This is a genomic window from Arthrobacter sp. B0427-1-12 (assembly GCF_059092905.1).
In genome coordinates this window covers 1-21,107 of the sequence record NZ_JBNHIC010000008.1, presented here as the reverse complement: position 1 = coordinate 21,107, position 21,107 = coordinate 1, and the positions used below count along the sequence as shown (strand labels likewise).

The 21,107-nt window shown below is 67.0% G+C and carries 18 protein-coding genes and 2 pseudogenes; 11 read left to right on the top strand and 9 right to left on the bottom strand.

Annotation, left to right across the window (positions count from 1 at the left end; genetic code table 11):
- Positions 1–6: 6 nt before the first annotated feature.
- The 5 genes and pseudogenes from AC5RWU_RS07515 to AC5RWU_RS07495 all read right to left on the bottom strand — a co-directional run.
- Positions 7–2,043 (bottom strand): S8 family serine peptidase, encoded by a 2,037-nt coding sequence (locus tag AC5RWU_RS07515; RefSeq protein WP_494030392.1) that lies wholly within the window; start codon positions 2,041–2,043, stop codon positions 7–9.
- Between the two features lie 123 nt (positions 2,044–2,166).
- The gene (locus tag AC5RWU_RS07510; RefSeq protein WP_494030391.1) at positions 2,167–3,801 is read right to left on the bottom strand and encodes a nuclease-related domain-containing DEAD/DEAH box helicase; all 1,635 of its coding nucleotides are present in this window, start codon (positions 3,799–3,801) and stop codon (positions 2,167–2,169) included.
- Positions 3,802–3,931: 130 nt separating this feature from the next.
- Positions 3,932–7,474 carry a TM0106 family RecB-like putative nuclease gene (locus AC5RWU_RS07505; protein WP_494030390.1) on the bottom strand — a complete coding sequence of 1,181 codons (3,543 nt, stop codon included), beginning with the start codon at positions 7,472–7,474 and terminating at the stop codon, positions 3,932–3,934.
- Between the two features lie 253 nt (positions 7,475–7,727).
- The gene (locus tag AC5RWU_RS07500; protein WP_494030428.1) at positions 7,728–8,795 is read right to left on the bottom strand and encodes an ADP-ribosylglycohydrolase family protein; all 1,068 of its coding nucleotides are present in this window, start codon (positions 8,793–8,795) and stop codon (positions 7,728–7,730) included.
- An 89-nt stretch (positions 8,796–8,884) separates the two neighbouring features.
- Positions 8,885–9,277: pseudogene (locus tag AC5RWU_RS07495) on the bottom strand (ARPP-1 family domain-containing protein); the annotation flags it as partial.
- Positions 9,278–9,608: 331 nt separating this feature from the next.
- On the opposite strand from AC5RWU_RS07495, the gene AC5RWU_RS07490 reads away from it, so the two are divergent.
- From AC5RWU_RS07490 to AC5RWU_RS07445, 10 genes and pseudogenes are all read left to right on the top strand, one after another.
- A complete protein-coding gene (locus tag AC5RWU_RS07490) occupies positions 9,609–10,265 on the top strand; it encodes an NUDIX hydrolase (protein ID WP_494030427.1) in 657 nt (218 codons plus the stop codon).
- Positions 10,266–10,342: 77 nt separating this feature from the next.
- Positions 10,343–10,915 carry a hypothetical protein gene (locus AC5RWU_RS07485; protein ID WP_494030389.1) on the top strand — a complete coding sequence of 191 codons (573 nt, stop codon included), beginning with the start codon at positions 10,343–10,345 and terminating at the stop codon, positions 10,913–10,915.
- A gap of 2 nt (positions 10,916–10,917) precedes the next feature.
- Positions 10,918–11,481, top strand: coding sequence for a hypothetical protein (locus AC5RWU_RS07480; RefSeq protein WP_494030388.1), 564 nt, complete (start codon positions 10,918–10,920; stop codon positions 11,479–11,481).
- A 160-nt stretch (positions 11,482–11,641) separates the two neighbouring features.
- Positions 11,642–12,163: pseudogene (locus tag AC5RWU_RS07475) on the top strand (enoyl-CoA hydratase/isomerase family protein); the annotation flags it as partial.
- On the top strand, positions 12,164–13,165 hold the full coding sequence (locus AC5RWU_RS07470) for a 3-hydroxyacyl-CoA dehydrogenase family protein (protein ID WP_494030387.1): 1,002 nt from the start codon (positions 12,164–12,166) through the stop codon (positions 13,163–13,165).
- 129 nt (positions 13,166–13,294) lie between these two features.
- On the top strand, positions 13,295–14,281 hold the full coding sequence (locus AC5RWU_RS07465; RefSeq protein ID WP_494030386.1) for a 1-phosphofructokinase family hexose kinase: 987 nt from the start codon (positions 13,295–13,297) through the stop codon (positions 14,279–14,281).
- A gap of 11 nt (positions 14,282–14,292) precedes the next feature.
- Positions 14,293–15,060, top strand: coding sequence for a 5'/3'-nucleotidase SurE (gene surE / locus AC5RWU_RS07460; RefSeq protein ID WP_494036951.1), 768 nt, complete (start codon positions 14,293–14,295; stop codon positions 15,058–15,060).
- Positions 15,061–15,144: 84 nt separating this feature from the next.
- On the top strand, positions 15,145–15,411 hold the full coding sequence (locus AC5RWU_RS07455) for a DUF1876 domain-containing protein (RefSeq protein WP_494030384.1): 267 nt from the start codon (positions 15,145–15,147) through the stop codon (positions 15,409–15,411).
- Between the two features lie 415 nt (positions 15,412–15,826).
- A complete protein-coding gene (locus AC5RWU_RS07450) occupies positions 15,827–16,513 on the top strand; it encodes a bifunctional 4-hydroxy-2-oxoglutarate aldolase/2-dehydro-3-deoxy-phosphogluconate aldolase (protein ID WP_494030383.1) in 687 nt (228 codons plus the stop codon).
- On the top strand, positions 16,510–17,481 hold the full coding sequence (locus tag AC5RWU_RS07445) for a sugar kinase (protein ID WP_494030382.1): 972 nt from the start codon (positions 16,510–16,512) through the stop codon (positions 17,479–17,481). Before AC5RWU_RS07450 ends, AC5RWU_RS07445 begins: the two co-directional genes overlap by 4 nt.
- Before the next feature lie 51 nt (positions 17,482–17,532).
- On the opposite strand, the gene AC5RWU_RS07440 is transcribed toward AC5RWU_RS07445, so the two are convergent.
- From AC5RWU_RS07440 to AC5RWU_RS07425, 4 genes are all read right to left on the bottom strand, one after another.
- On the bottom strand, positions 17,533–18,441 hold the full coding sequence (locus tag AC5RWU_RS07440) for an alpha/beta fold hydrolase (RefSeq protein ID WP_494030381.1): 909 nt from the start codon (positions 18,439–18,441) through the stop codon (positions 17,533–17,535).
- Positions 18,442–18,497: 56 nt separating this feature from the next.
- Positions 18,498–19,460 (bottom strand): SDR family NAD(P)-dependent oxidoreductase, encoded by a 963-nt coding sequence (locus AC5RWU_RS07435; RefSeq protein ID WP_494030380.1) that lies wholly within the window; start codon positions 19,458–19,460, stop codon positions 18,498–18,500.
- Positions 19,457–19,963, bottom strand: a complete 507-nt coding sequence (locus tag AC5RWU_RS07430; RefSeq protein WP_494030379.1) for a DUF2231 domain-containing protein — start codon at positions 19,961–19,963, stop codon at positions 19,457–19,459. The genes AC5RWU_RS07435 and AC5RWU_RS07430 overlap by 4 nt, the downstream gene beginning before the upstream one ends.
- Positions 19,964–20,054: 91 nt before the next feature.
- A complete protein-coding gene (locus AC5RWU_RS07425; protein ID WP_494030378.1) occupies positions 20,055–20,294 on the bottom strand; it encodes a hypothetical protein in 240 nt (79 codons plus the stop codon).
- Positions 20,295–20,518: 224 nt separating this feature from the next.
- On the opposite strand from AC5RWU_RS07425, the gene AC5RWU_RS07420 reads away from it, so the two are divergent.
- Positions 20,519–21,058, top strand: a complete 540-nt coding sequence (locus AC5RWU_RS07420) for a hypothetical protein (RefSeq protein WP_494030377.1) — start codon at positions 20,519–20,521, stop codon at positions 21,056–21,058.
- Positions 21,059–21,107 lie beyond the last annotated feature (49 nt).

The following is a 21,107-nucleotide window of genomic DNA, read 5'->3' as shown; positions in this document are numbered from 1 at the left end:
GGCCTGCTACAGCCGCGCGAACCGGTACATAAATGCGGCCATGGCGTCGCGGTTGATCGGCTGCAGCGGGCGGTAGGTCTTGGACCCATCCGCCTCCGTCCAACCGGTCGAAATGCCCTTCTCGGCCAGCCAGGCCATTTCCTTGTAGAACTGCTGGCCGGTCAACACGTCCCGGAACGGGGCAACGGCCGGGGCGGTGTAAGCCGGAGATTCTGCCAAGCGGTACATGAAAGCCGCCATGGCGTCGCGCCCAATGGGTTCGAACGGCCGGTAGGTCTTCGTCCCGTCGGCTTCGGTCCAGCCGGTGGAAATCCCCGTGGAGGCCAGCCAGGCCATTTCCTTGTAGAACTGCTGGCCGGGCAGCACGTCCTTGAAGGGAGATACCGCCGGCGGGGTGTACGCGGGCGATCCTGCCATCCGGTACATGAAGGCTGCCATAGCATCCCGCTTGATCGGTTCGAACGGCCGGTAGGTCCTCGAGCCGTCCGCTTCGGTCCAGCCGGTGGAAATTCGCGCGGCCGCCAGCCAGGCCATCTCTTTGTAGAACTGCTGCCCCGTCCGCACATCCCGGAACGGGGAAAACGCCGGCGCCACATACTGTGCCGGCTCCAGGCTTCCTGTGACGGAGCGCAGGGCCGCCGCCGCATCCACCAGTCCAACGCCGCAGCCTTCGGCACAGGTTCCGGGCAGCGGCCGGGCAGTGTTCTTGAAGATGGCCTCGATACCGTCCGGCGTCGCCGCCGGCCCCAGTTCGGACACGAGCAGCGCGGCCACGCCGACTACATGCGGGGCCGCCATCGAAGTGCCCTGCATGGCGGAATAGGCTTCCCACGTGGGCGTGCTGGTCCCGGCGTTGAAGGTGGAGGCGATGCCGCTGGCGGCGTCCCCGCCCGGGGCAGTGAGGTCGACGGCGGAGCCGTAGTTGGAGTACGACGCGCGGTTCCCCTCACGCCCGCTGGCGGCCACGGTGATCACGTTCCGGCAGTTCGCCGGCGTCGAATTTACCGCCGGCTGGTTCTCGTTGCCTGCCGCGACGACGACGGCGGCACCGTGCTGGCGCGCGACGTTGATGGCTGTCTGGGAGGTGGTGGAGCAGGTCCCATTGCCGCCCAGGCTCAGGTTGATCACATCCGCTGGATGCGGGTTCGCGGGCACCCCGCCGGCTGGACCGCCCGCGGCCCAGATGATGGCGTCGGCCAGGTCGGAGGTGTAGCCGCCGCAGGCGCCCAGGGCCCGGACGGGCAGGATCTTGGCTGCCGGTGCCACGCCGGCGACTCCCTCTCCGTTGCCGGCGACGGCGGCAATGGTTCCGGCCACGTGGGTCCCGTGCCAGGAGGAACCGCCGGCGGCCGTGCCGATGCCGCACTCATCGACGGCATTCCAGTCGCCTTCGTCCCGCGGATTGGAGTCGCGGCCGCTGCCGTCGCGGGCCATGGTGGCGCTGCTGATCATGTCGTAGCCGGGCAGGATGTTGGCGTCCAGGTCGCTGTGGCTGGTGATGCCGGTGTCGATGACCGCCACCACGGCTCCGGCGCCGTGGGTCACATCCCACGCCCCGGGCACGCGCAGACCCGCGCGGTCCTCCCAGAGGCCCCACTGGCGGGGGTACAGGGGATCATTGGGCGGGACGGCAGCCGGCTGCAGGAGCAGATCAGGTTCGGCGTATTCGACGGCGGGGTCCGCCTCCAGTTCGGCGGCGACTTCCTCCGCCTCCGCGGCGTCCAGCTCACGGTTGGCCTCGACCACTTGCGCACCCATAGCCGTGCTGCGCACTTCCTCGACGGCGACGTCGAGCTCGTCGGCAACGGAGTCGTAGGCGTCTTCCCGCTCGGCGGGGTCCGGCGCGGCCGAATACTTGAACTTCACGATGATCCGGTTGGTCGCTGGAGCGGCATCCGCGGTCGCCGGGGCAGCGGGTGCAACCGGCAGCGGAGGTTCTTCAACGGCGGCGGCCGGGACGGCCCAGAGGGTGCCTCCGACAACGGCGGCGGCAAGGAGTGAAGCAGTGCCGGAGAGAAAACGTCGGCGACGCGGCTGCGACAAGCTGGCCTTCCTGGAATCGCGGCGTACAGGGACGATCGAAAACGTCGTTCCAAAAGTTTAGTGGTTAACAACTGGAATGGCGAGGGTTAATTATGCGGGCACGGCCAGTGCCCTGCGAGGAACTCACTGTGAAGGGTGCCAAGACTCTGCCCGGGACAGCGCCAGCTCCAGCTGCCTGCCGCCTGCTTCGGCGAGCAAATCAGAGTCGCCGACTACCACCAGCAGGCTGCGCGCCCGCGACAGTCCGACGTAGAGCTGTTCAGCCGCCCGCTCCAGATCCTTGAACCCGTTGACGCACAGGACGATGACAGAGCGTTCCAGGCCCTTGAAGCCGAGCACGTGGCCGTAGAACTCCTCTTCGTTGGCATGGAACTGGCGCCAGTACTCGGGGATGTCGTCGCGCTCGAAGAAGTCCTGATGGACGGGGTGGCGGCTGCTGGTGGTCAGCAGTGCGATCTGGTTATTGGCCCAGCCCTCCTCGATCAGGGCGTCGATGCAGTCCCCGGCCACGTCCAAGGCATCGTGGGTGGAGCATCGGACGCGGCGGACGGGCAGGCCGGTGCCCCCGCGCGGGGTGAAGTGCTCGCCGGCGAAGACTCTGAAGGTCTCCGCGATCCGGCGCGTGTTGCGGAGGTTGTCATCGATGTGAATGGGCACCAGATCCGTTGCCGGGTCGAAGGAAGAATCTCCAGCCGGGCCGTTCCAGCGGCGGTAGACGTCCTGGCCGTCGTCCATGAAGGCATACACTTCGCCGGCGGACGGATCCTTGAGGCAGGCTAAGAGGGCTTCCCACCACAGCGGAGCGAAGTCCTGAGCCTCGTCGACGACGACGGCATCTAGTTTCTGGTCAAAGTCCAGTTCCGCTGCAAGGTCCTTGAGCATCCGGGGCATATCCTCGTCGAAGTAGGCCTGTCCGGTGCCGTCGGGGATGCCCAGAGACCGGACGTACTCGTGGAACTCACCGGTGAACACCGGTTTGGCCTGGCGCCAGCCGGAGGTCCGGTCCTGCAGGTACTGGCCCAGGCCCTTGTTGTAACAGAACAGGCCAACGCGCTTGCCTTCCCGGCACAGCCTGCGGGCCTTCTCGACGGCCAGCCACGTCTTGCCGCTGCCGGCGCCTCCGGCGAACCGGACCCGCGGCAGGTCCCGGGTGGCGGAGAGCAGCACTGCCTGCCGCTCGGTGAGGTGGTCCTGGCGGTCCTCGTCTTCCTGCGGGTTGCCCTCCGGCCAGGCGTCGGACCGCAGGGCTCCCGTCAGCTGGGCGACGATGCGTTCCAGATACGCCGGCGCCAGCGGACCTGCCCCTCCGCCTTCCTGCTCGATCGCGGTCCGGATCTTTTCGGCAGGATCGGTCAGGTCATGTTCGTCGAGGACCAAGGTCCGTGGTGCTCCGGCCATGGACCAGTCCTGCGGCACCTGCGTATAGGGCAGGCAGACCATGTACGCGAAGCGGTTGCTCAATGGTGTGCCGAGCCGGTCACCGATCCAGTTCCGGAAGGCGTGCACCGATCCCTGCGACTGCGCCACCGGGCTCTGGATCGGGTGCCAGCCGTTCTTGTCGGACTGGTACCACTGCCCGTTGTCGATGCCGACGAGGCCGCCCTTGACCTCGATGGCGGCCATGCCGACCCGTGGCCACAGGACCAGCAGATCGATCTCATGTTCGGCCCTGCCGTCCCGGACATTGACGGAGTGGGCCAGGACGACGTCGTCCGGAAGACTCTTACGAAGCTTCTCCCAAACGGCCCGCTCGGCCATCTGACCTTCCCCGAATTCGGGCTCCTCCGGAATACAACGCATTTTCGTCCCCCTGAACATCCTGTGCTGCACCCCGTGATCCGCAGCACCCTCCCAAATGTAGCGCGAGATCGGTACTCCGATTCCTCGGCTAAGGCTGGGAACACAGTCCGATGAACGCCCCCAGTTCCTCCAGCGCCTCCGGTTTCGACGGCATGAAGTTGGTTAGTTCGGGGGAACGGATAATGACAGCGCGCCATTGTCCACGGGAGATGGCCACATTAAGCCGGTTTCGGTTGAGCAGGAACTCCATGCCGCGCGGGGCCTCGGACACGGCGGAGCAGGCCATCGAGACGATGACCACTGGTGCTTCCTGGCCCTGAAACTTGTCCACTGTGCCAACACGCACGCTGTCAAGCCCCTCGGCATGGAGGTGTTCGCGGATCTTCTGGACCTGGGCGTTGTATGCGGCGACCACCAAGATGTCCGATTCTTCCAGGGAACGAGGTGCCGCGTCAGGGGATTCGGTCCACGGCAGGCCCAGATGCCGCTGGATCTGCCGGACGACTTCTTCGGCTTCTTCAACGGATAGAGTCGAGTTTCCGCGGTGCGGTACCCGCACGCATTCAACTCCGGCCGGGAGTCCGTCCAAGTGACGTCCTCCGGCCGCCGATGCGGCTTCAAGCCGGCCCTCATAGGAGAGTTCGGATACCGCCCTGCACAAGTCGGGATGCATGCGCCAGCTGTCAGCCAGGAAGTAGCCGAAATCGGGCGGCAGAGTGGCATACCCCTTCGACAGCCAGCCCAAGGCTGATTCATCGACGGGCTCGGGGTGGGTTCCCTGCGTGACCTGGGGGAGTTGCTGCGGATCGCCGAGCAGCAACAGCCGCTTGGCGGCTTTGCAGACGGCCAATGTGTTCGCGAGCGAAAACTGGCCCGCCTCGTCAATGACCAGCAGGTCCATCGAATCGGCAGGTACGTTGGAACCAGTCATCGTCCATGCGGTACCGCCGACCAGACAGCCAGGTTCTTCGGCCAGCAGACGCGCAACGTCTTGGTCGGTCCGGAATTCCCACGGCACCTCGGACTCGTCGGTCTTCTTCGCAACCTGCTCGGCTGGAACGCCTGCCTTGACGATCGCGGCCCGGAGCATATTTTCGACGACGGCATGTGACTGGCCGACGACGCCGACTTTCCAGCCCTGCGCGACGAGGTTGGCGATGACGTGGGAACCGACATGGGTTTTGCCGGTGCCGGGAGGTCCCTGCACGGCAAGGTACGACCGTTCCAAGGCAGCAACTGCCTTAGTGATCGCTTCGACGTATCCGCCGCCGTGGGGAGCCACAGGGGGAAGCGAATCCAGCCCCTGAAGCCGCGGCGCAGCACGGCGCAATAGTTCCAGGGCAGCATTGCGCGGCAACTCCGGCAGAGTCCCGCCGACGGTGCGGGCAAGATCGGACAGGGCCTCACGCTGGCCCTTGGTCCGGATTGGCTCGTCGGGAGTCAGGGCGACGGGGAACTCTTCATAGGAATCGTCACCGCGTTTAAGCTTTTCTTTAACCGTCAAAACCGTTCGGTCGCTGACCCTCTCGAGGTCCACTATCTCGGTGCCGAACCGGCCGCTGCGCTGGTTCTTCCCGTCATCGTTCAGCCGAAGGGGCTCCGGGAACGGCGCGTCATACATCCGGTGCCACGTGGAACCCGGCCTGAAGTCCGAGCCCTCGGCCGTGGTCCCGGATAGTCGGATGGTGCGCGCAGGATTGCTGCGCGGCGTCGGCCTCGCCCAATCGTCGACGACGTCGGCACGCTCCACAGTGAACACGTTCCGGTCTTTCGCCCAGGCCTCGACGGGAGCGTTCAGCCGGTCGAAGTGTCCCCACCAGAACTGGCGGTCTTCGCGCCGGTGGTATCCGACAGCGGCGGCAACCATGGCGATCGCCTGGTCATCTGCGGACAGTTCCTTCTCGGTTGGCAGAGCGGCAACGTAGTCGAGCAGGGCGGCTTCCTCGGGCAGAAGTTCGTCCTGCGGAAGTTCATCCTCCTGCAGGACGCCCTGGGCGGGAGAGATGCCTCGTTCACCGGCAAGTGTCAGCAGCCAGTTGCGAAGCTCCAGGGTCGAGAGGCAGTCATATTCGTTGTAATCAGCAATCCCTTTCAGCAGTCGCTCAGCCTCCGCCGCCTTGCCGTCATTCCGCGCGGCACAGAAGTCAGCGTAGGCAACCACGGAGGCACCGGCGTCGGTCACGTTTCCGTGCCGCAGTTCGCTGCCCATGTACAGGGGTTCAAGCTTCTTGATGCTGTAGGAGTTCTCAGAGATTCGCAGGCTATTGCGAACCGTGGCATAGAGGTCAATCAGCACGCCGTCCCGCAGCAGCTTGTTGACCGCGTCCTCGCCCACCACATGCATCAGCGAGAGCCGGCGCAAAGCGGCTTTCTCATAGTCGGCGTAGTGGTAGATATGCATGTCCGGATACTGCCGCCGGCGCTCCGTCACATAATCAAGGAAATCAGTGAAGGCCTGGCGTTCCTCGGCACGGGAATGGGCCCAGAATGGGCGAAATGGAGGCTTGGCGTCCGGGCTGCAGGGCGTTTCCACCACACCGAATAGGTATTCCAGCCCCCATTTCCCGTCCGCGGGGTCCTGCCAGAGCGGATCGCCTTCGAAGTCGAAGAAGATGTCCCCGGGGCTGGGCTTCGGAAGCCTGCCGAGGGTGTGCTTCTCCAGCACACGGTAGCTGATGGTTCTCTCTTCATCGTTCTTGACGAAGGTTACGGCACCGTCCGGGTCCGCGGCGCCCGTCTGCATCCGTGCCTGGTCCCTCAGTTTTGCCAGAGCGCCGTCAGCTGGTTCGCCGGCCGGCAGATTCATCGCCGCCAGCTGGTCGATGGTAGTGACTCCCTCATTCATGAGGTTCCGGCGCCGGTCAAGGCTCATCCCGGCAACCATGAGCAGGTCCCGGTGTGCAGTGACCTGCTCTGCGCAGTAGTCACACCGGCCGCAGGCTGTGAAGCCGTTGCTGCCCCAGACGACGGCAGTTCCTGACGCGCGATGTGACCTCGTTAAATCCAGGAATTGGGACCGGCGCTCGCGGAAGACCGGCAGGAGATCCGCCAGCCTGTGGTCGCTTGACTTGCCGTTGCCAAGGATGAGGCTGACCATCGGCACCGGAGCGATCCCGGCCTGGATCAGCTGATCGCCATACGCTGCCAACTGCAGCAGAGCGGTGGCTTTCGCGTGCCGGGCCAGCTTCGTGTCGAACACTGCGTAGGCATCTCCCTGTTTAACCAGGAAGTCGGAGCGGCCGTGGAACTGGCCGTCGAAGAAGGCCGCTTGGAAGACCACGTCCGCTCCGCTATGGAGGGCGGCGATGGATTCGGAATGTTTCGTCAGCAGGGTCGCGCGGTCCGTGTCGCTGGCCGGAACGACGTCGTACACGCCGGTGCCGCTGTCAGCGTTCCATTCACCGAACTTGGTCAGGTACTGCGCCAGCACCGTGTGTTCATGGACATCGCCCAGTACCGCAGTGCGCGCGAGCAGCTCGTCCTTCTCGAAATCCGGCTTCTCGGCGCGGCCAAGTCGCTCGTCCAGCTTGCGCAGCAATTGGTACTCACACTGCGCAGCGATCACCAAGTCGCTGGCCGAATAAATCAGGTCCGGCTCCTGGCCGGCCAGCTCCGAATCAAGCAAAAACATGCTGCCCCCAATTCCCCTGTAATGCCCGTTTCCAGACCATTGTGTGTCGGGGCCAGCGTCCCCCAACGTCCGCTGGCCCTGACAGTTTCAGGTTTGCAGCCGGCTCCGACGTTTTTCGAAACTCGACTCCGGCGCCGGGAGAATTTCCCCGTCCAGCGGATGCTGATGACCATAAACCCTGCGGCGCCGACGGCAGTAATTACAAAAATTGCTTAGGCGTCAGGCCGGTCTAATGCGGCGTTACGAAAATTTTTTACGCCCGCAGCACCTTCAGAAACCGCGCATTCGGCCGTGCCGCCAGCAGCACCTTCCGCACCTCATCCAGCGCTTCCAGCGGCGTCACCTCGGCGGCCAGGGATCCGTACAGCGCCGCCACGGTCGGAGTCCGGCTCTCTGCCCGGACACAGTGCAGCAGCACCCGCTTGCCCTCGGACCGGAACAGCGCGACGGCGGCCGCCGCGTCCCGGAGCACGAAGTCCAGGTGCGCGTTGTCCTCGGTCTCCGGCGAATCGACCAGCCAGAACGCGGCGTGGTCCCGCTCAGCCACGTGGGTTTCGGCGGTGCCGACCCGGCAGAGGGAGACGACGGCGTCGTAGCCGTCCCGGCGCAGGGCCCGGGCCCCGCCCAGAACCACGTCCGGATCCAGCGGGTGGGCCACCACGTCCGTCCGGTCATCGCTGATGAACCCGGAGTTGTCGAAAACTCCGACCTCCGGCCAGGACCCCGGCGTCCGGCCCCGGCCCCTGACTAGCTGAGAGCCCAAGCGCAGCAGGTCGCGGGCGGTGTAGCCCGGCCAGCCGTGCAGGTCCCGGCGCCACTCGAACGGCACCGCCGACCAGCCGTAGACAGCGCCCAGCAGCCCGCCGGCGATGGCCGCGACGGTGTCCGTGTCATTGCCGCCGCGCACGGCCTCCTCCAGCGCCCGCCGCAGGAGATCCGGACCGGAAGTGACGGGACCGGCCATCCCGGCGGACTCCGTCGTAATGGCGGACCAGGCGCCTTGGAAGGCTTCGACCACCCAGCCGTTGTGCGCGAAGTCGCGCGGCCGGGACGCCTCGGCGGTCTCGATCCGCCGCCGCCAGACGTCCGCCCGCTCCGGCGGCAGGAAGCGGAGCCCGCCGCGGAGGTCCAGCTCGCCGGTGAGGATAGCGCGGCGGATGGCCACGGACCAGAGGGCGCAGGCTTCGCCGGCCTCGGGGTCGAAGTGGGTGAGCGCGCTGATGTCCATTGCGGCCTGCCACAGTCCCGCCTCGTCGCGGTCCAGGAAGGCCAGGGCCAGGGGAGCGGTCCGCATTTGGCCGCCAGCCCGCGGGCCAGCCAGCCGGGAGTGGAGCGGTCGCGGTACTTGGGGTGGACCAGGCTGGCCTCCAGCAGCGCGGACTCGAGCAGCGCCCGGTAGCGCCGGCGCAGCAGCAGCGCGTTGCCAAAGACCTCCAGCAGAGGCACACCGCCCAGTCCGATGATTACGCCGCGCTGCCCGTCCAGCAGGGCAGGGAAGACCTTCGACGCAGCCGAAAGGGCGCCCGAGCGGCGGAAGGACTCCAAATGGTCCACCAGCGATCCGGTCTCCGACGGGCCGTGCACCTGGCTGAACCGCGCCACCCGGTCCCACACCCGCGGCTGGGCGGCTGCGGTGCCGCGGTGAATCGCCAGTTCGGCGCGGACCAGCAGCGGAGCGCGGCGCTTCTGCCGGCGGTGGTCCCCGCCGCCGAGCCAGCGGCCCTGCTCCACGCAGTAGGTGCCGATGTTCCGGCGCTCGCCGGGCAGAAGTACGACGTCGGCTGCGCTGGTCCGGTGCTGCAGCCCGCCTTCCAGCAGCTCCCCTTCGAGGAGCAGGGCGGGCTTGACGCCGTGTTGGTCACGGTGAGCTGCTGGACCTGCGGTCCGTCCGCCAATTCCGTGACGGTGAAGTCCCCGGACTGGCCGCGCCGAGGCCGGTGACTGCCGGTGCGGCGGTCCACACCGAAAAGACGGTCAGCGGTCCGGCCTGCGTGCCGGCGCCGACGTGGAGCTGCGGAATTTTCATGAGGTCCCCCAACCTGTCCGAACGACTTTGAGCATTTCTGCTCTTTCTCCAGCGTAGGGCGGGTTGCCGAATTAAAGCAATAGTGCGCAAAATAGTTTTGTGACCTATATGGACAACGCCGGCAAACCCCTCACCGACTACCCGCGGCCCTCGGTCGCCGTCGACACCGCGGTGCTGACGGTTTCCGAAAGGGAGCTGAAGGTCCTGGTGGTGCGGCGCGAGGCGGAGCATCTCAAGGGGACACTGGCGCTGCCGGGCACGTTCCTGCACGACGAGGAGACGCTGGCCGGCGCCGTCCTGCGCTCGCTGAAGAACAAGGCGGGGATCACCGGGCGGCAGCCGCGGCAGCTCCACGTCTTCGACGACCCGTGCCGGGACGACCGCGGCTGGGTGCTGTCCGTGGCGCATGTGGACGCGGTCCCCATGGAACTGCTGGCGGAGACGCTGGCGGGCCACACCGTGGAACTGCTGGGAGTGGACGATCCGCGGATCGGCAAGTTGCCGTATGACCATCCGGCGATCGTGGCCAAGGCCGTCGAGAAGGTGCGCGCCGACTACCGGGAGCGGCCGGATCCGGCCGGCCTGGTCCCCGAGCCCTTCACGCTCCGAGAGCTTCGCCGCATCCATGAAGCGGTGCTGGGGGAGGAGCTGCAGCGGGACACCTTCAGGCGCTCCATGATGTCTTACCTGGAGCCCACCGGCGGCATGAGCGACGGCAGCCTTGGCCGGCCGGCAGCCCTTTTTCGGCGAAAGACGGAAACGTAGGATGGAACCCCGGGCCGATCGTTGAAAGAGGAAGGCCATGCTGCTGGAGCTGGGCGGTTTCGAACCCGGAGGCCCCCATGGCTAGCCGGAGCGACCGCCGCAACGCGCCCAAGGACAACTATGCCGAGTTCATTGACCGGCTGGACACAGCCAAGAAGAACCTCAGCGCGCGGCGGACCGCGCTCACCGAATCGCTGATGATCGTGGCTTCGCTATTCGACCAGAACGACACCGGCCTCCAGCTGTGGGCACAGCGGCGTGCACGCGCGGAAGCCTTGCTGGCCCGCCACAGCGGGACGCCGAAAGACTACGGGTCGCTGAGCGAACTGCACGATATCGCGCTAAAGATGGAGTCGATGTTCCGGAACCGCACGGACCGCGTAGGGGAGAGGCTCGCCGCCATCCAGGACCGCTGCGACGAGATTGATAGTTCCCTGCGCGAGCTCCAGAAGAGTCGGGACAAGTTGACGACGTCCCGGATGCTTTCGCAGGCACGGGAGAGCCTCAATAAGGCTGTCGCGGAGGTCAGCGGGGCACCGTATGACGGGGCTGTGCCGCCCGTTCCGGACCGGGGCCTGCGGGACGATCTGAAGCAGGCGCGGGAGGCCATCATCCTGGCCGAGGCGTTGCTGGAAGTGAAGGGGACCTGAGCATGGCCAAGCAGCCGGCGCCGGAGCAGCACATCATCGGTACTTTCACTTCCGAGCAGTGGCCAGGCACGGCGGGTCAGAATGTTGGGAGCGTCTTCGTTGGGATGGGCATCATCGGGTTCGTTCTGTGCCTGGTCCTGATGATTGTCATCCCCGGACTGAGAAGTTTCGGGGCGGTGACGTGGTTCACTGCCATCTTCGCCGTCACCTTCACCGTGCTGGGCATCGCCGCTCAGATCTCCGCGGCCCACGGGTTCTTGCGCAATCTCAATGCCAAGGTGAATGACACGATCCTGGCTCTGACCGGCGATCCGAATGCTCAGCTGTCCGTTCCGGAGCTCCGAGCATTGATCGACAACGGAAAGCACCACCCGCTGCCTGTCAATGGGATTCCCGGGATCGACCTGGCCGTCGTCCGGACACCGGGAGCGAAGCCCGGGCAGAACACGGTCTCTACGGTACGCGTCATTGTGACCGTCACGCCGCCCGATTACGGGATTGCGAGTTTTGACCGGTTGTTGGATGCGGCGGGCGGGACAGGTTCAGGTCCCACTGCGACTTACTGATCTAGGCCCATTTCTGACAGTGCATGGTGGACGCGCTTCCACCCAATGGTGGACCGTTCTTCTTCTGTCACGGTCTTCAGAAACTGGCGCACACGGGACGTAAAGCTTTGTTCAGGGGTGGACAACGCCAGACGGTACTCCTCGCTGAACAGGTACGAGTGACGACGCGCTGGCCGGGATCAACTCCGGGATCTTCGACCGGATCGCGAAGCTGCCGATGCCGGTGATCGCCGCGCTGGACGGATACGCGCTCGGCGGCGGAGCGGAACTGGCCTACGCGGCCGACTTCCGCATCGGCACCCCGGCCCTGCGGATGGGCAACCCGGAGACGAACCTCGGGATCATGGCCGCGGCCGGGGCGACCTGGCGGCTGAAGGAGCTCGTCGGGGAGCCGGTGGCCAAGCAGATCCTGCTGGCCGGGAAGGTCCTGCGCGGCGAGGACTGCCTGGCCGTCGGGCTGATCACCGAGCTGGTCGAGCCGGAGGAGCTGATGAGCGCGGCACATGCACTGGCGGACGCCGTTGCCGCTCAGGACCCGTTGGCCGTACGGATTTCCAAGGCTGTGTTCCACGCCCCGCGGGAGGCCCATCCCGTCATCGACACCCTGGCCCAGGGCATGCTCTTTGAGTCCCCGGCCAAGTTTGACCGCATGCAGGCATTCCTCGACAGGAAGAAGAAGTAGATGAGCAGCTCAGCACAGCCCACCGCGCTCCCCACACAGGTCGGTGTTCTCGGCGGCGGACGCATGGGCGCCGGCATCGCCCACGCGTTCCTGGTCAAGGGGGCCGACGTCGTGGTCGTTGAGCGGGACGAGGCCTCGGCGCACGCCGCCCGCGAACGCATCGAGTCCTCCGCCGCCAAATCGATAGAGCGCGGCGCCGCGGACGGCAGCCTCCACGAGATGGTCTCCAGGTTATCGGTGTCCGTGGACTACTCGGATTTCGCCGGCCGCCAACTGGTGGTCGAAGCCGTGCCCGAGCTGTGGGACCTCAGGGTCTCCTCGCTGCGCGGCATCGAGGAGCACCTGGACGCCGGCGCGTTCCTGGCCTCCAATACGTCGTCGCTGTCCGTGTCCGGGCTGGCCAGGGAGCTGGCGCGGCCGCAGAACTTCCTGGGGCTGCACTTCTTCAATCCGGTCCCGGCGTCCACACTCATCGAGGTAGTCATTGGCCAGCAGACCCGGCCCGAGATCGTCGAGACCGCCCGCGGCTGGGTCCAAGCGCTGGGTAAGACGGCCGTCGTCGTCAACGATGCCCCGGGCTTCGCCAGCTCCCGGCTTGGCGTGGCGATCGCGCTCGAGGCCATGCGCATGGTTGAGGAGGGCGTCGCGACCGCCCGCGGCTGGGTCCAGGCGCTGGGTAAGACGGCCGTCGTCGTCAACGATGCCCCGGGCTTCGCCAGCTCCCGGCTTGGCGTGGTGATCGCGCTTGAGGCCATGCGCATGGTTGAGGAGGGCGTCGCGACCGCCGAGGACATCGACAACGCCATGGTGCTGGGCTACAAGCACCCCACCGGTCCGCTGAAGACCACGGACATTGTCGGCCTGGACGTGCGCCTCGGCATCGCCGAGTACCTGCACAAGACGCTCGGCGACCGTTTCGCCCCGCCGCAGATCCTGCGCGACAAGGTCGCACGCGGCGAACTTGGCCGCAAGACCGGCAAGGGCTTCTTCGACTGGAGCTGAACCGGACCCTGGTGGCTGCCTAGTCCTGCCCTCGCGGATCCCGTTGCCCCGGACTAGGATGTGCCTCGTGGACGAGCGCCGCCGTCGAATTCCCGAAGGCCACAATTCCAGCGAAGCGCGGAGGCAACCATGGGCAGCGTCGTAATCTTCGCTCCTTCCCCAGTCCTGACCGTGACCGTGGAGGAGACTGAAGGCGCCGCAGATATCCATGTCCATGCCGGGGGCCAAGGCGTGTGGCAGTCCCGCATGCTCAACGCGCTCGGCGCACCGGTGACCATGTGCGCCGTGTTCTCCGGGGAAACCGGGCGCGTGGCGCGGCATCTGATCGCCGATGAAGGAATCCGGTTGATGACCGTCGAAGGCCAGGGCAGCAGCGGGGCGTATCTCCATGACCGGCGGGGCGGCATGCGCTACGTGGTTGCGGAGTCGCCGGGGGACCGGCTCACCCGCCATGAACTGGACGAGCTCTACGGGCTGACCATCCAGGCCGGACTGGACGCCGGAACGGTCATTCTGGCCGGGACTGCCCGGGAAGACGCCGTGCCCGCTGATATGTACCGGCGTCTGGCGGCGGATCTGGGTACCGCTGGCTGCACGGTGATCGCGGACCTGGCGGGGGAGAAGCTGACCGCCGCGCTGGCCGGCGGACTGGCCTTCCTGAAGATTGCCGACGACGAGCTCATGGCCAGCGGCCGCGCCGGCGGCGACAGCCCGGAGGAGATCGTGCAGGCCATGCGCCGGTTGGCCGGCGAAGGCGCCGACACCGTGATTGTCACCCGCGCCGAGCACCCGTCGCTGATGCTCCACGAAGACGAGGTCTGCGAAGTGCGCATGCCGCAGCTCGAAAGCGTCGATACCAGCGGCGCCGGGGACTCGCTGACTGCCGGCGTCGCTGCCGTCCTTGCCGACGGCGGGACCATGCAGGAGGCGGTCATCCTGGGCACCGCAGCCGGAGCCTTGAACGTGACCCGCCATGGGTTGGGAACCGGCCAGGCGGCGACGATCCGGCAGCTGTCCCGGCTGGTGAGGATCGTTCCGTTCCAGGAAGGCGCCGACGGGGAACCCGAAGAGCAGTTGAGCCCGGACGAGCTCGCACAGAAAATACGGAAACAATGACCACGCCAAGGATGGTCCTCGTGACCAACGACGACGGCATCGACTCTCCGGGGCTGCGGGCCCTGGCGGCTGCCGTGCACGAAGCCGGACTGAATGTCACCGTGGCCGCTCCTGCAGTGGAAGCCAGCGGCAGCAGCGCATCGATCACCGCGTCCGAGAACGAGGGACGCATCCAGATCGACCGGCGGGAACTGGACGGGCTCGACGGCGTGCCCGCCTTCGCCGTCCATGGCGCCCCGGCATTTATCGCCATGATCGCCACCCACGGCGCCTTCGGTGACGCTCCCGACGTCGTTCTTTCCGGCATCAACCGCGGAGCGAATGTGGGCAGGGCGATCCTGCATTCCGGGACCGTGGGGGCCGCCCTGACCGGGGGGACGAACGGAGGCCGCGCCATGGCCGTGTCCCTCGACACGGGCATGCACCCCGTCCATCTGCACTGGGGCCAGTGTGCACGGCTTGCCACCGGGCTGCTGCCGTTCCTCATGGACCAGGCCCCGGGCACGGTCCTGAACCTGAATGTCCCCAATGCGGTCAGCGCTGAGCCCCCCGAGTACCGGCCGGCAACACTGGCCGAATTCGGCATCGTCCAGACCACGATCGCCGAACGGGGCCATCAGCACGTGCGGCTCTCGGTCGCCGATACCCAGGAGGAGCCGGCACCGGACAGCGATTTTGCCTTGCTTTCCGCTGGCTTCGCCACGGTGACCGCCATCCAGGCTGTCACGGAAATGGCGCTGCCTGCCCTGGGCCACGCCCTGCCGCGGGTGGCCTTCTGAGTCCTTGGGGGCTCCGGGTCCGGCACTCTTGACGGACCACCTTGACGGTGGGATCCTCGGTTCTGTTTCGAGGAGGCGACCACCATGGAAGTGAAGAACTGGTCGGTAAATGTCGTTATCGACGAACACGAAGGCCAGACGCGCGCCACGGCGCGGCTGCAGGCTGAAGGCAAGAATGAACTGACAGGCAACGGGCTGGCACGGCTGAATCCGACCGACTCCGATGTGCCCGCGATCGGCGATGAGCTGGCGGCGGCACGGGCGTTGGCGGACCTGGCGCATCAGCTGATCGAGGCCACGGCGGCGGACATCGAGAAGTCCACCCACAAACCGTCGCAGCTCTACGCCTGAGCCTGAATACTGCTTCCGCAGCCGCGGGTTACCCGGCCGGACTTCGCCGGCCGGGGCAGCAGTGCTGTGCTGCGTTCAGACGGCATACTTCCGGTAGGGCCCCGGATGTCCCCGCAGTCGGCTGTCCGTAGCATTGGCTTCGCCTGCGGCAACGACACCTCAAGGCTCGGCACCCGATAAGGTGGCCGCCCGGCGTCGTGCTTTCAGGTCCCGTGCTCAGACTGCTCATGTTCCAGAACCGGAACCCGGAGTGTTGCGGCAACACGCCTGGTTTTCGGCGCTGAGGGCGCTAGAAAGTGAGCAGACTCGGCACCCCTCCGCCCGGGCGGCGTCGCGCTGCTGTCGACAAGGCGCGGGGCCAGGTTCCGACGGCGGCCGGTTGGCCTACTCAGACAAACGAACGAGAATGAACCACATGACTACGCCAACAACAGCCTCCCGGCCCGCGCCCTCGGCCATCCTGCTGGACAATCCCGTCGTCGCCGTGCTGCGTGCCAAGCATGCCTCCGAGTACGCGCCGGTTATCGACGCACTGATCCGCGGCGGCGTCCGTTCGATCGAACTGACGCTGAGCACCGAGGGCGTCTACGACCTGCTCCCGCGCATCGTGGAGGAGTTCGGCGGCGCGGCGGAGATCGGCGTCGGAACCATCACGGTTCCGGAAGAGGCAGCTCTGGCCCTGGACCAGGGCGCCCGGTTCCTGGTGACACCGGTGATGAACCTGGACGTGGTCCGCACGGCGGTGGAGCGCGGCATCCCCGTCTTCCCCGGCGGCCTGACCCCGACCGAACTGCTGGCCGGCTGGACTGCCGGTGCCACCGCGGTGAAGCTGTTTCCGGCCTCCACCGTGGGACCGGGGTACATCGGGCAGCTGCGTGGTCCGTTCCCACAGCTGCAGGTCATTCCCAGCGGCGGCGTCGGGATCGATGACGCGCCGGGCTGGATCAAGGCCGGTGCGCTGGCGGTCAGCCTGGGCGGGCCGCTGCTGAGGGACGCCTTCGCCGGCGGCGACCTGGCGCAGCTGACCGAACGAGCCCGGCGGGTCAGCGGGCTGGTCGCCGATGCGGTTGCCGCGCGGCAGGCCAAGGGGACCGGCAAATGACCGCAACGGCAGGCATCCAGGCGGCCACCGACGTCGTCACCCTGGGCGAGACCATGGCGCTGATGCGGGCGGACACCCCGGGCCCGCTGCAGCACGTTTCCACGCTCAGCCTGGGCATGGGCGGCGCGGAGAGCAATTTCGCGATCGCGCTGCGGCGCCTGGGCACGTCGGTGACGTGGGCCGGCAGGGTGGGCGCTGACAGCCTGGGCGATAAAATCCTGCGCGAACTGGCCGCCGAGCACATTACGACGGCGGCCGTCCGCGACTCTGCCGCACCCACCGGGCTAATGATCAAGGAACGCCGCACGGCGGAGTCGCAGAGGGTCTGGTACTACCGGAGCGGCAGCGCTGGCTCCCGGCTGGACCGCGGCGATGTGCCGGAGGACGCCATCCGGCAGGCCCGCCTGCTTCACATCACCGGCATCACCCCGGGGCTTTCGGCGACGGCAGCCGCCGCCGTCGACCATGCCGTGGATTGCGCGCGCGAGGCCGGGACGCTGGTTTCCTTCGACCTGAACTACCGGGCAGCGCTCTGGACACCAGACGTGGCCGGCCAGGTGTTTCGGAAGCTGGCGGCCCGTGCGGATGTGGTCTTTGCCGGCGAGGACGAGGCAACGCTCGCCGTCGGACACACTGACGATCCGTTGAAGCTGGCCCGTAGGCTGGCGGAACTGGGACCGTCGCAGGTGGTGATCAAGCAGGGCGCGGAGGGCTGCACCGCGCTGGTCGACGGCGTCACGTACGTCCAGCCGGCCGTGCCTGTCCGGGCCGTGGACACGGTCGGCGCCGGCGACGGCTTCGTGGCTGGGTACGTGGCGGAGCTGCTGGCCGGCGCCGGCGTGGAACACCGGCTGTGGACCGCCGTGCGGGTGGGGGCGTTCGCCTGCCTGGTGCCCGGCGACTGGGAGGGGATGCCGCGGCGTGCGGAACTGGGGATGCTGGAGGCCACGGAGCCGGTGACGCGGTAGGGAGCCGCGGTAGGGACTCGCGTTAGGGAAGAGCCCGTGGCTCCGGCACACTTAGACCAGCCGGTCGCGGAGTCTCTGGACTGCCTTGATCATCTGGCTGAACCCCGGCTCCTCGGCCGGGAAGTGGCCGCAGCCTTCGAGCATGACCAGCTCCTTTTCGGCAGCGATCCGGTCGAAGAACGGCTTGCTGACCTTCAGCGGCGTCCACCTGTCGTCGGCCGGATGGACCATCAGTACGGGCGTATCGGTGTAGCTCTCCGGCTCCACCGCCGGGGCCGCTTCCAGGAAGCTGCGCATCCATCCCAATGGAACCCGTCCGCCGCCGCCCCGCTTGTCCTTGAGTACTTCCTGCACCAGGCCCGGGTTGTTGGCGATATGGCGCATGTCCGCGATCCACCGGATCGGCATCCGCAGGCCGGCCAGCGGACCGGCGAGCAGGCGCATGGCAGGCCCGGCTGCCCGGGCCAGGGCGGGATGCCAGGTCAGGCGCTCGCGGACGTGGCCGGCGCGGAGATCCAGCAGGCAGGTCACGACCAGCGCCGCTGCCTTCCGGGTCGCTGCGGCCGCATCGTAGGCCAGCAGTCCGCCCATGCTGGCGCCGACGATCATCAGCGGCCGTTCGTCCTGCTCAGCCTCGACCAGGTCGATCAGCAGCTGCCGCCAATGGCGGTACCGGACGGATCCGGGGTCCGGTACCTCGGTCAGGCCGTAGCCTGGCAGGTCAGGGACCGTCACCCGCGTGCCGACCGTGGACAGATGAGCGGCGTAGGGCCACATGGCTGCAGTGTTTCCGCCGGCGCCATGGACCAGCAGCATTCGGACCGGTGCATCCGGATCACCCACATGCTGCAAATGGACCCGGTGGTCCCGCCACGTCCACATCGACGACGAGCGCGGGATCTGTCCGGAAGGAAGCTGCGGAACAAACCGCTCATAATCGCCCAAGGGGAAATGTGCCATGCCCTGAGTTTCCCATGGTTCACCCGGAGGGCGGCCGGCCTGTCTGAAGGCGCTGGTCAGTGCCCTGCCCGAGTGCGCCGGAATGCCACCACCGCTGCCGCACCTGCCAAGCCGCCGGCGGTCAGCCGGGCGCGCGTCGAACGCCATCCGCCCGTAACTGCGTTGGAAAGCGGCAGGGGAGTGAACACTGTGCCTTCGGAAGCGCGAACGCCGTCACCCCGCACCCCCAAGCTGCCCATCAGCCGGGCGATAGCGCGGTCATAGACCTGCGGCGCCGCCCGCTGGAAGGGAATGAAGCTTCCCTGCATCCTGCCGACGACGGTCTCGGGGCGCGGATGCTGGGCCAACCGGAGGATGGCCCGCGCCACCCGCTCCGGGCTGACGACCGGCGGCAGCGGATGGACTTCCCGGCCCGTGTAGTTGGCCGCATGCTGGTAGATCGGGGTGTCGATCGTCGCAGGAAGCAGCAGGCACACGTGGATGCCCTTCTCCGCGAGCAGTTCCTGGCGCAGCGACTGGCTGAAGCCAGCGAGGCCGAACTTGCTGGCCGCATAGGCCGACACATAGGGAGCAGCGATCTTCGAGAAAACGGAGCCCACCAGGATCAGGGTGCCCAGGCCCTGCGCCCGGAACGTGGGCAGGACCGCCCGCACACCGTGGAGCTGCCCGGTCAGGTTCACCTTCAGCAGCCGCTCGAAGACCTCCGGCGGTGTCTGTTCCACGGTGCCGTAGGCGTACGCCGCCGCTGCTCCCACCCACACGTCGATCCGGCCGAAATGTTCGACGGCGGCGCGCGCCAGGTTCTGTACCTGGGCTTCCTCGGAGACCTCGGTGGGGACAACAAGCGCCTGGGCTCCATGCTGCCGGCATTCGGCGGCCACGTCCTCCAGGCTGGTTGCGCTGCGGGCGGCCAGCACCAGGCAGACCCTTTTCCGGGCGAAGCCGAGCGCTGCGGCGCGGCCAATGCCGCTGGACGCTCCGGTAATGACGACGACCGGGGCGCGGTGCCGGCCCCTCACCGGAACCCTTCGCTTTGGGTCTGCTCGTCAGCCACCCGGACACCGTAGTGGTAGGCGAGCTTGCCGCCGAGGTTCCCCGAGGCGCCCAGCAGGCCCAGCGCGACCAGGCTGATGATGAAGGCCGCGATGCTGACCTCGTCATAGCCGACTGCGGAACGTACCAGGAACACGGCAATGAACAGCACCGTCACGGCCAGGTTGAGCACCATGTGGATGGTAGCCGTGCGGCGGGCGGGAGTGCCCGCGGCCAGCTGCAGATAATCGAGGAATCCGAAGATCGCCGCCAGGAGGGCACCGACGATGCCGATGCCGGTCAGCCACAGGGCGCCGCGTTCGAACACTTCGGTGTCGCCGGTGAACATCGCCACCAGATCGAAGACCAGGGCCGCCGTCCAGACGCCGATGGGAATGGTGATCAGGATTGGGTGGAACGGGTGGCCGTATGGACCGGCCAGGATGCTGCGGGGTTGTTTCGACTGCTGGTGCTGGGAAAGGCCGGGCATGGTTCCTCCTGCTCACAGGTGGTCCGCAAAGGTGGCTCCAGACTAGACCCCCCTTGGGCAGGTGGCTAGGTGCCGGCGTCGTGAGCTGGAATCAGGAAACCGGAGCCGGTTCCTCGGGGTCCTCCAGGGTCTGGCCGAAGGGCACCAGGTCGCTGAGGGCGACGGTGTAGCAGCCGGGGGCGGTTCGGGTGATGAGGATGCCCTGCCGGCGCTCGGCCATAGCCAGGCGCTGCAGTTCGGCAATGGCGGCGTTGAGGTGTTCTTCCGCTTCCAGCGGATGGGAGGCTTCCACCTTCAGACGGACAGGGGCAGAGGCAGCTGGAATGGTCATGGATTCCTCCGGAAGATCGGGGGACAGGATCACCTGCGGACCGGGCCGCAGAATGGGAACGATCGCCGAGCCTATGCCAGGTTTCCGACTGCGGTCAAGGTAAGCGGCCATGGTGTCGGGCTGCGCGGCCCGACTTTGGCTCTTCCCGTTCCCCGTCCTAAATAGTAAGTTGGCTTATGGATGCCTATCCGAATCCAACAACCAGGAACGACCAGGAGTGCACCATGACAGACAATCTTTTTGCCCGTTCCGTCCACGACCTTACCGCGGCAGCCTGGTTTGGCGGTTCCCTGATGGGGGCCGTCGGGCTGAACGGGGCAACATCGGAGGCCAAGGACCCGACCGAGCGGACCCGCCTCTCCAACGCGGGCTGGAAGAAGTGGGCACCGCTCCAGACCGCAGCCTTCGTCTCCCACCTTGTGGCGGGGGCGTTCCTCGTCGCGGACAACAAGGGGCGGCTGGCCAAGCAGGCGGACGTCAAGCGGCTCACGATCATCAAGGCCGCGGTGACAGTTGCAGGTGCGGCCGTCACGCTGTACTCGCGTGGGGTCGGCAAGAAGGTGGAGAAGCTCTCGGAGGAGGGGGCCGAGGGCGCCACGGAGCCCTCGCCCACGGCCTCCGATGAGCTGAAGGCGGCACAGGGCCAGCTCAAGTTCCTGCAGTGGGTCATCCCGGCCTTCGCCGGAACCGTGATCGTCCTGGGCGCACGGCATGGGGAGATGCAGCGGCCCGCCAACGTCCTGGAAGGCCTGCGGAAGAAGTAGCCTTCCTGGAGAAGCAACGCCTGCGCCCCGCGGCGGACTCGGTCCGCCG

Excerpts from the sequence above, each read along its gene's own strand:
- AC5RWU_RS07510 (WP_494030391.1), bottom strand. The coding sequence starts at position 3,801 with ATGGCCGAGCGGGCCGTTTGGGAGAAGCTTCGTAAGAGTCTTCCGGAC.
- AC5RWU_RS07505 (WP_494030390.1), bottom strand. The coding sequence starts at position 7,474 with ATGTTTTTGCTTGATTCGGAGCTGGCCGGCCAGGAGCCGGACCTGATT.
- AC5RWU_RS07490 (WP_494030427.1), top strand. The coding sequence starts at position 9,609 with ATGGACAACGCCGGCAAACCCCTCACCGACTACCCGCGGCCCTCGGTC.
- AC5RWU_RS07485 (WP_494030389.1), top strand. The coding sequence starts at position 10,343 with ATGGCTAGCCGGAGCGACCGCCGCAACGCGCCCAAGGACAACTATGCC.
- AC5RWU_RS07480 (WP_494030388.1), top strand. The coding sequence starts at position 10,918 with ATGGCCAAGCAGCCGGCGCCGGAGCAGCACATCATCGGTACTTTCACT.
- AC5RWU_RS07470 (WP_494030387.1), top strand. The coding sequence starts at position 12,164 with ATGAGCAGCTCAGCACAGCCCACCGCGCTCCCCACACAGGTCGGTGTT.
- AC5RWU_RS07465 (WP_494030386.1), top strand. The coding sequence starts at position 13,295 with ATGGGCAGCGTCGTAATCTTCGCTCCTTCCCCAGTCCTGACCGTGACC.
- surE (WP_494036951.1), top strand. The coding sequence starts at position 14,293 with ATGGTCCTCGTGACCAACGACGACGGCATCGACTCTCCGGGGCTGCGG.
- AC5RWU_RS07455 (WP_494030384.1), top strand. The coding sequence starts at position 15,145 with ATGGAAGTGAAGAACTGGTCGGTAAATGTCGTTATCGACGAACACGAA.
- AC5RWU_RS07450 (WP_494030383.1), top strand. The coding sequence starts at position 15,827 with ATGACTACGCCAACAACAGCCTCCCGGCCCGCGCCCTCGGCCATCCTG.
- AC5RWU_RS07445 (WP_494030382.1), top strand. The coding sequence starts at position 16,510 with ATGACCGCAACGGCAGGCATCCAGGCGGCCACCGACGTCGTCACCCTG.
- AC5RWU_RS07440 (WP_494030381.1), bottom strand. The coding sequence starts at position 18,441 with ATGGCACATTTCCCCTTGGGCGATTATGAGCGGTTTGTTCCGCAGCTT.
- AC5RWU_RS07430 (WP_494030379.1), bottom strand. The coding sequence starts at position 19,963 with ATGCCCGGCCTTTCCCAGCACCAGCAGTCGAAACAACCCCGCAGCATC.
- AC5RWU_RS07425 (WP_494030378.1), bottom strand. The coding sequence starts at position 20,294 with ATGACCATTCCAGCTGCCTCTGCCCCTGTCCGTCTGAAGGTGGAAGCC.
- AC5RWU_RS07420 (WP_494030377.1), top strand. The coding sequence starts at position 20,519 with ATGACAGACAATCTTTTTGCCCGTTCCGTCCACGACCTTACCGCGGCA.